10 protein-coding genes are annotated in these 7,949 nt (G+C 62.0%); 3 read left to right on the top strand and 7 right to left on the bottom strand.

Annotated elements, in window-relative coordinates; translation table 11 throughout:
- Positions 1–138 precede the first annotated feature (138 nt).
- Genes ccoP through ccoN form a run of 4 tightly spaced genes read right to left on the bottom strand, consistent with a single transcriptional unit; the run spans position 139 to position 3,323 of the window.
- A complete protein-coding gene (ccoP, locus tag N5D53_RS25155) occupies positions 139–1,080 on the bottom strand; it encodes a cytochrome-c oxidase, cbb3-type subunit III (RefSeq protein ID WP_064493231.1) in 942 nt (313 codons plus the stop codon).
- Positions 1,077–1,271 carry a cbb3-type cytochrome c oxidase subunit 3 gene (locus tag N5D53_RS25150; protein WP_010955003.1) on the bottom strand — a complete coding sequence of 65 codons (195 nt, stop codon included), beginning with the start codon at positions 1,269–1,271 and terminating at the stop codon, positions 1,077–1,079. Before N5D53_RS25150 ends, ccoP begins: the two co-directional genes overlap by 4 nt.
- Positions 1,272–1,276: 5 nt before the next feature.
- Positions 1,277–1,885: a cytochrome-c oxidase, cbb3-type subunit II gene (gene ccoO / locus N5D53_RS25145; protein WP_010955002.1), complete on the bottom strand. Its 609-nt coding sequence runs from the start codon at positions 1,883–1,885 to the stop codon at positions 1,277–1,279.
- A gap of 13 nt (positions 1,886–1,898) precedes the next feature.
- A complete protein-coding gene (gene ccoN, locus N5D53_RS25140) occupies positions 1,899–3,323 on the bottom strand; it encodes a cytochrome-c oxidase, cbb3-type subunit I (RefSeq protein ID WP_003254280.1) in 1,425 nt (474 codons plus the stop codon).
- Positions 3,324–3,373: 50 nt separating this feature from the next.
- Here ccoN and N5D53_RS25135 point away from each other — a divergent pair, with 50 nt between their 5' ends.
- Positions 3,374–4,066 carry an alpha/beta family hydrolase gene (locus N5D53_RS25135; protein ID WP_010955001.1) on the top strand — a complete coding sequence of 231 codons (693 nt, stop codon included), beginning with the start codon at positions 3,374–3,376 and terminating at the stop codon, positions 4,064–4,066.
- A 114-nt stretch (positions 4,067–4,180) separates the two neighbouring features.
- Here the strand turns inward: N5D53_RS25135 and N5D53_RS25130 are convergent, their stop codons facing one another.
- Positions 4,181–4,465, bottom strand: coding sequence for a pyrimidine/purine nucleoside phosphorylase (locus N5D53_RS25130; RefSeq protein ID WP_003254278.1), 285 nt, complete (start codon positions 4,463–4,465; stop codon positions 4,181–4,183).
- A 74-nt stretch (positions 4,466–4,539) separates the two neighbouring features.
- On the bottom strand, positions 4,540–5,091 hold the full coding sequence (locus N5D53_RS25125) for an exonuclease domain-containing protein (RefSeq protein WP_019437882.1): 552 nt from the start codon (positions 5,089–5,091) through the stop codon (positions 4,540–4,542).
- Positions 5,092–5,262: 171 nt separating this feature from the next.
- Between N5D53_RS25125 and N5D53_RS25120 the strand changes: the two genes are divergently transcribed.
- Positions 5,263–6,063 carry a transporter substrate-binding domain-containing protein gene (locus N5D53_RS25120; RefSeq protein ID WP_010954999.1) on the top strand — a complete coding sequence of 267 codons (801 nt, stop codon included), beginning with the start codon at positions 5,263–5,265 and terminating at the stop codon, positions 6,061–6,063.
- Between the two features lie 63 nt (positions 6,064–6,126).
- Positions 6,127–7,140 (top strand): GNAT family N-acetyltransferase, encoded by a 1,014-nt coding sequence (locus N5D53_RS25115; RefSeq protein ID WP_014590234.1) that lies wholly within the window; start codon positions 6,127–6,129, stop codon positions 7,138–7,140.
- Positions 7,141–7,367: 227 nt separating this feature from the next.
- Here N5D53_RS25115 and N5D53_RS25110 read toward each other — a convergent pair whose 3' ends face one another.
- Complete coding sequence (locus N5D53_RS25110; RefSeq protein ID WP_010954997.1) at positions 7,368–7,898, bottom strand: RNA polymerase factor sigma-70; 531 nt, start codon at positions 7,896–7,898, stop codon at positions 7,368–7,370.
- Positions 7,899–7,949: the final 51 nt, after the last annotated feature.

Below are 7,949 nucleotides of genomic sequence, written 5' to 3'. Positions count from 1 at the left end.
AAACAAACGTAGGAGCGGGTTTACCCGCGAAGCGCCGCGCGGGCGGCGCTCGATCTCACAGGCGGCGAATGCCTTTCGGCGAACTCACTTGGCAAATCCCTTTCGGCGAACTCACTTGGCAAATCTCTTTCGGCGAACTCACTTGGCCGTCACAGCCTCAGCGGAACCATCCTGCGACAGGCTATACACGTAAGCCGCCAGCAGATGCACCTTGTCATTCCCTTGGATCTCGGCCTGCGCCGGCATTTGCCCCTGGCGACCATAACGAATGGTCTGCTGCAGCTGGGCAAAGCTCGAACCGTAGATAAACGCCTGCGGATGGGTCAGGTTCGGAGCGCCCATGGCGGGCGTACCTTTGCCTTCCGGCCCGTGGCAGGCCACGCAGTTGGCTGCGAAGATCTTCTGCCCGTTCTCCACATCGGCCTTCGCGCCCTCAGGCAGTGTGCGGCCATCGAGTTTGCTGACCACGAACGCAGCCACATCGGCCACGCCCTGGTCACCGATCACTTCGGCCCAGGCCGGCATCACGCCATGGCGACCGCTCATGATGGTGGTCTTGATGGTTTCCGGATCGCCGCCCCAGCGCCAGTCATTGTCGGTGAGGTTGGGGAAGCCGAAGGCGCCCTTGGCGTCGGAACCGTGGCACACCGAGCAGTTGGAGGCAAACAGGCGGCTGCCCATTTTCAGTGCCTGCGGGTCCTTCGCCACTTCTTCTACGGGCATGGCGGCGTATTTGGCGAAGATCGGACCGAACCTGGCATCGGCCTTGTCCATTTCCTTCTGCCATTCATTGGCGCCAGTCCAGCCATTTTCATAGCCCGGCAGGATGCCTTTCCAGTTGCCCAGGCCCGGGTAGAGGATCAGGTAGCCGACCGAGAACGCCAAGGTGCCAACGAACAGCCAGAACCACCACTTGGGCAGCGGGTTGTCGTACTCCTCGATACCGTCGAAGCTGTGGCCCATGGTCTCGTCGGTGGTGTTGTTGCTCTGGCCCTTGCGCGTGGCGAGCAGCAGCCAGGTCAGGCCAATCAGGCTACCGATGGTCAGTACGCTGATGTACGTACTCCAGAAGGTGGTCATTGCCCGTTACTCCTTTTTGCAGCAGGCTCCTGCCCGGCAGTGGGCAGGCGGTCGTCGACGAAGGGCAGCAGGCGCGCTTCGGCGAAATCACGGTCGCGGCGGCGGTTGAAGACCCACAGGGTGAGGCCGATGAAGGCAATCATCACCACCAGGGTGCCCAGCCCGCGGATCATGCCGATGTCCATTTCCATCGCACTCACCTCTTGTTCTTGATCGCGGTGCCGAGCACCTGCAGGTAGGCGACCAGGGCATCCATCTCGGTCTTGCCTTTGACCGCTTCACGGGCGCCGGCAATGTCGTCGTCGGTGTACGGCACGCCCAGGGTGCGCAGGGTGCGCATCTTGACGTCGGTGTGGCTGTTGTCGACCGGCTGGGCAACCAGCCACGGGTAGGACGGCATCTTCGACTCCGGCACCACGTTGCGCGGGTTGTACAGGTGCGCACGGTGCCAGTCGTCCGAGTAGCGGCCACCGACCCGGGCCAGGTCCGGCCCAGTGCGCTTGGAGCCCCACAGGAACGGGTGGTCCCACACGCTTTCACCGGCTACCGAGTAGTGGCCGTAACGCTCGGTTTCGGCGCGGAACGGGCGGATCATCTGCGAGTGACAGCCCACGCAACCTTCGCGGATGTAGACATCGCGGCCTTCCAGTTGCAGCGCGGTGTAGGGCTTCATGCCTTCGACCGGTTTGTTGGTGACGTCCTGGAAGAACAGCGGGACGATCTGGGTCAGGCCGCCGATGCTGACGGCAAATACCATCAGCAGGGCCATCAGGCCGACGTTTTTCTCGATGACTTCATGTTTCATCAGGCGTTTCTCCTCAAGCCAACTGGGCGTTCGCAGGGGCGACGTCAAGCGCTGGCGAACGCACGGTGCGCCAGGTGTTCCAGGCCATCAGGAACATGCCGCTGAGGAAGATCGCGCCGCCGACGAAGCGCACGACGAAGCCTGGGTGGCTGGCCACCAAGGTTTCCACGAACGAGTAGGTGAGCGTGCCGTCGCTGTTGACTGCGCGCCACATCAGGCCCTGGGCGATGCCGTTGACCCACATCGAGGCGATGTACAGTACGGTACCGATGGTGGCCAGCCAGAAGTGCGCATTGATCAGGCCGAGGCTGTACATGCGTTCTTTGCCGAACACTTTGGGGATGGTGTGGTACAGCGCGCCGATCGAGATCATCGCTACCCAGCCGAGGGCGCCGGCGTGGACGTGGCCGATGGTCCAGTCGGTGTAGTGGGACAGGGCGTTGACCGTCTTGATGGCCATCATCGGGCCTTCGAAGGTGGACATGCCGTAGAACGCCAGCGACACCACCAGGAAGCGCAGGATCGGGTCGCTGCGCAGTTTGTGCCAGGCGCCCGACAGGGTCATCATGCCGTTGATCATGCCGCCCCAGCTGGGTGCCAGCAGGATCAGCGACATCACCATGCCCAGCGACTGCGCCCAATCGGGCAGGGCGGTGTAGTGCAAGTGGTGCGGGCCGGCCCAGATGTACAGGGTGATCAGCGCCCAGAAGTGCACGATCGACAAGCGATACGAATACACCGGCCGTTCGGCCTGCTTGGGCACGTAGTAGTACATCATCCCCAGGAAGCCTGCGGTCAGGAAGAAGCCCACCGCGTTATGGCCGTACCACCACTGCACCATGGCATCGGTGGCGCCAGCGTAGACCGAGTAGGATTTGGTCAGGCTGACCGGCAGTTCCAGGTTGTTGACGATGTGCAGCAGCGCCACGGTCAGGATGAAGGCGCCGAAGAACCAGTTGCCGACGTAGATGTGTTTGGTGTTGCGCTTCATCAGCGTGCCAAAGAACACGATGGCGTAGCCCACCCAGACGATGGTGATCAGAATGTCGATCGGCCATTCCAGTTCGGCGTATTCCTTGGAGCTGGTGTAGCCCAGCGGCAGGCTGATGGCCGCCAGCAGGATAACCAGTTGCCAGCCCCAGAACGTGAACGCGGCCAGGCCCGGTGCGAACAGGGTGGTCTGGCAGGTGCGTTGCACCGAATAATAGGAGGTGGCGAACAGTGCGCAGCCGCCGAACGCGAAGATCACCGCATTGGTATGCAGGGGGCGCAGGCGGCCGAAGCTGGTCCAGGGGAGGTCGAAGTTGAGGGACGGCCAGGCGAGCTGGGCGGCGATGAAGACGCCGAGCCCCATCCCGACGATTCCCCACACCACCGTCATGATGGCGAATTGGCGGACCACCTTGTAGTTATAGGCGGTACTGCTGGTTGTGTTCATGTATGGGTTCCCATCCACGGTTATTTGGCAGGCTTTACAGCGAGGCAAGCATGATTAATGGGCAAAGTGCCGGTATTGACGGGGATCAATGGGCGAAGGTCGCAAATGTCCCAGGCTTGCGCTGCGATCCTCCGCGGGTTGCAGGTCAGGATGACTACAAGGGGTGCCTGATTCTGGCCCATGGCGCGGGCGCGCCGATGGACAGCGGGTTCATGGACGAAATGGCGCAAAGGCTTGCGGCTCTTGGGGTAGCGGTAGTGCGCTTCGAGTTCCCGTACATGGCCGAGCGCAGGGTTACCGGTGGCAAGCGGCCGCCGAACCCGCAGAAGGTGTTGCTTGAATGCTGGCGTGAGGTGTACCGGCAAGTGCGACCTTTGGTCGCGGGCAAGCTGGCCGTGGGGGGCAAGTCCATGGGCGGGCGCATGGCGAGCCTGCTGGCCGACGAACTGGGCGCGGATGCGCTGGTGTGCCTGGGCTATCCGTTCTACGCGGTGGGTAAACCCGAGAAGCCACGGGTAGAGCACCTGGCCGAGTTGAAGACACCGACGTTGATCGTGCAGGGCGAGCGGGATGCGCTGGGTAACCGCGAGGCGGTGGCGGGGTATGCGTTGTCGCCGGCGATCGAGGTGAGCTGGCTAGTGGCGGGGGACCATGACCTGAAGCCGTTGAAGGCTTCGGGGTTCAGCCATGAGCAGCATTTGCAGGCGGCGGCTGAACGCGTTGCTGATTTTCTGAAGGATTAGTGCTGGATTCTTCGCGGGTAAACCCGCACCTACAAGGACCGCACAACATCGAAGGTCGGCTCAGCACCCTGTAGGAGCGGGTTTACCCGCGAAGAGGCCGGAACAGGTCGGCGCTTAGTCGCGGTATTCGCACAGGTAAGCGGTATCCACCTTCACCTGCAGCTGGAACTTGCTGTCAGCCGGCACGTTGAACTTGTCACCGGCGTTGAAGGTTTCCCAGTTGTCGCTACCTGGCAGTTTCACGGTCAGCGCGCCCGATACCACATGCATGATCTCGCGCTTGGCAGTGCCGAATTCGTATTCGCCCGGAGCCATGACGCCGACAGTGGCCGGGCCTTCTTCGCCCGAGAATGCGATCGACTTGACGGTGCCGTTGAAGTACTCGTTGACCTGGAACATGGGCGACTCCTGAAAAGAGGTGCTGAAAAAGGGCTGGCCAGTATGCCCAAGCCCACAGGCGTCGTCATCTGCTTTCAGGGGCTGTTGGCGGGCAGGGTCAACGGTAATAGCCGCGCCGTGTTGCGCGCATCTTCCAGGGCCCTGTGCTGCTGCCCGCAAAAGTGCATGCCGGCCAGTTGCAGGGCGCCGTTCAGGCCGGTGGGGCGCTGCAGGTGGCGGGCCTTGGCAAAGCGTTGCTTGAGGTTGATGTGCGGCAATGTGCGCAGCAGGCTGTCGAGGCTGTGCTGCTGCCACTCCTGGTGCAGTTGCTGGCGGTCGTAGTCGCCCCAGCTGACCCAGGCCTGAAGCTGCCCGCGGTGGTGCCCCAGCCAGCGCTCGAAGCTTGCCCACACCTCGCGAAACGGCGCGGCGCTGTCCACGTCGGCCTGGCTGATGTGGGTCAGCTCACGGCAGAACGGGGTCAGCTGCGGCCGCCGCCGTGGCTTTACAAAACGCTGGAAATGGTCGACCTCGCGGCCTTCGCGGGTAACCAGGCTTGCGCCGATTTCAATGACTTCCATCTCTGTAACCGGCCACCCACCATCGTCGGTGGTGGCTTCCAGGTCGATCACCAACCAATGGCCCATACCAGGCTCCCCTGCAGATCCTGCTAGAGCGTAGCCAATGTCCGGGCATACGGCATCCTATGGCATTTTGCCGCCTGCTTTGGCACAAAGAGCAGGCGTCAGTAGTTGTGTCGCCCCTGGAAAACGCCTAGCTTAAGCGCATACAGGCATAAACCGTGATGAGTGTCCGTCTTGACTCCAGCGCCCGGCCTCAAGGCCTTGTCCACCCTGATGCTGCTGGCCGTGTTCTGGTTGGCGGCACCGGTATGGGCTGGCGAGGCGGTTGAAGTGAAGATTGGCGCAGCCCATTTCCCGCCTTACACAGTGCGCCCCGAGCAAGGTGCCGATACCGGTTTGCTGCCGCAGTTGGTCGATGCACTCAACCGGGCGCAGCAGCACTATCACTTCGTTCTGGTGCCTACGTCTATCCAGCGGCGCTTCGGTGACTTCCAGCAGGGCCGCACCGACATGGCGATTTTCGAGAACCCACAATGGGGCTGGGAGCAGATTGCCCATCAGGCCGTGGACATGGGCCTGGAAGATGCCGAAGTGTTCGTCGCCCGCAAGGCAAACGGCAATGATCCGCATTATTTCGATGACCTGCGCGGCAAACGCCTGGCCTTGTTCAACGGCTACCACTACGCGTTTGCCAGCTTCAACGCTGACCCGGACTACCTACGCAAGACATACAACGCGACCCTGACCTATTCCCACGACAGCAACCTGCTGATGGTGCAGGCCGGCCGCGCCGATATTGCCCTGGTCACGCGTTCCTACCTCAGTGATTTCCTGGCACGCAACCCGGCGAGCAGGGCGCAGCTGGTGCCTTCGCAACGCATTGACCAGGTCTATCACCACTACGCCTTGCTGCGCCCGGGGGCGCCTATCGGCGAGCAGTCGTTCGCTGCCCTGCTGCGTGGCCTGCGTGACAGCGGTGAACTGGCGCGCATCTTCGAGCCGTACCGTATCAAGGTGGCTGCACCGCAAGACTAAATTCCCGTGTTGCGGCAACGTTCCCTGCAGTGTGCCTTTTCTTCATTTTCGTGAGTCAAGCCCATGCCGTTCGATGCCGCTTCGCAGCCACAGTCACCGCCACGCTGGCGCAGCCTCAGTGCCGAGGAGGGCGACAGCTGGCTAAGCCTGGCCCTTGAAGGCCGCCCCCTGATCCAGTTGCGACTGGAGGCTGGCGCTTCTCTGCACGTTCACCTTGAGCGCTTTTGCCCCGAGCGCCCCTACCAAGCCTTGTGGGCCGCCTGTTATTGGTTACTGTCGCGCGATACGGCCTGCCAGCGCCTGACCTGGCACCTGCCCGAAGTGTTGCCGCAGGCGTTGGCCAGTGGCCTGCTGCTGGCCGGTGAACAGCCTGGCCAGTACCTGTGCGAGCGCGCACTGTTCTGGCAACTGCCGCAGCCGTGGCTGGGCGAGTCGGTTGCCGGGGTATATCCGCAGCAGATGCAGATCAGCAACGGCAAGCGCCACCCGCGCCGGGCGCCCAAGCCGCGGGGCGAAGTGTACCGGCGCTTCGATGCGCGCTTGGGCAGTTGGGTATCGCTGCGTACCCTGGAGATCGAGCATGACCTGGAGCGTTTCAACCGCTGGCAGAACAACCCTCGCGTGGAGGCGTTCTGGCAGGAGGGTGGCACGCTGGCGCAGCACCGCGAATACTTGGCCAAGCTCGAAGCCGACCCGCATACGTTGACGTTGATCGGTTGTTTCGATGACGAGCCGTTTGCCTACTTCGAGGCGTACTGGGCCAAGGAGGACCGCATTGCCCCCTTCTACCCGGCCGATGACTACGACCGCGGTATCCATATGCTGGTGGGAGAGGAGAGCCACCGAGGGCCGCACAAGGTGGCCAGCTGGCTATCGGCGTTGGTGCACTACCTTTTCCTGGATGACCCGCGCACCCAGCGGGTGGTGGCCGAGCCGCGCGCCGACAATGGCAAGATGATTGGCTACATGCACGACCAATGTTTCCATTGCGACAAGGAGTTCGACTTTCCACACAAGCGGGCGGCGTTGATGATTCTGGGGCGGGAGCGGTTTTTCGATCGTTGCAAGCTGACGTAGGGGCTAGTGTGGTGTTTCACAAATAACGACCATAACTCGCGGCGCTTTTTGCGCTCATGCGGCGTTGTCGCTCCTCGCCGTAGCTGGGCTACGACTCGTCGCGACGCCTTGCCTGAACGCAAAAATCGCTCGCGAGTTATTGGCCGTATTTGCAAAACACCACACTAGCGCTGCAAGCAAAAGCGAGAGCGATCCAGGTTCGCTCTCGCGTTTGCTTGAAGCTATCTTCAGGCCTGCCGACTGGCCGTCTTGCGGCAATGCACCAGTGCATCGCGGATCATGAAGTTGACCAAGGTCGGCGATACGCCCAGTTCCTTGGCAATGTCCTTCTGCGGCACGCCATTAAGGCGGTACATCTCGAAAGCATAGCGGGTGCGTGGCGGCAGTTCGTTCAAGGCCTCCGCGATGTCGTTCAGCGCGGCGCGGTTGATATGGGTGGCTTCGGGCGAGGCGTTCTGCACCACCACGTTCATGCCTTCCTCTTCACTACCGGAGTACTTCAGCTCCATCGCCTGCTTGCGATAGTGGTCGATCGCCAGGTTGCGCACGATCTGGAACAGGTAGCTCAGCTGGGCCTTGAACGATGAGGTGATCTGCGGGGCGGTGCTGAGCCGGAAAAAGGCATCCTGTACCACGTCCTCAGCCCGCGAGCGGCAGCCTGTGATGCGGGCGGCGATCTTGACCAGAATGCTGCGGTTGTCGACGAAGGCCTGCAGTAATGGTGAATCGCACTTACTTGTGGATAGTTGTTCCGCCATGGAAATCACCTTGTCACAGAGGGGAGAGGAGGCGCCCAAGGTTGGGAAGCT

It is taken from the genome of Pseudomonas sp. GD03862 (assembly GCF_029840855.1).
Lineage (GTDB): Bacteria > Pseudomonadota > Gammaproteobacteria > Pseudomonadales > Pseudomonadaceae > Aquipseudomonas > Aquipseudomonas alloputida.
This window is presented reverse-complemented; position numbering and strand designations above follow the sequence as displayed.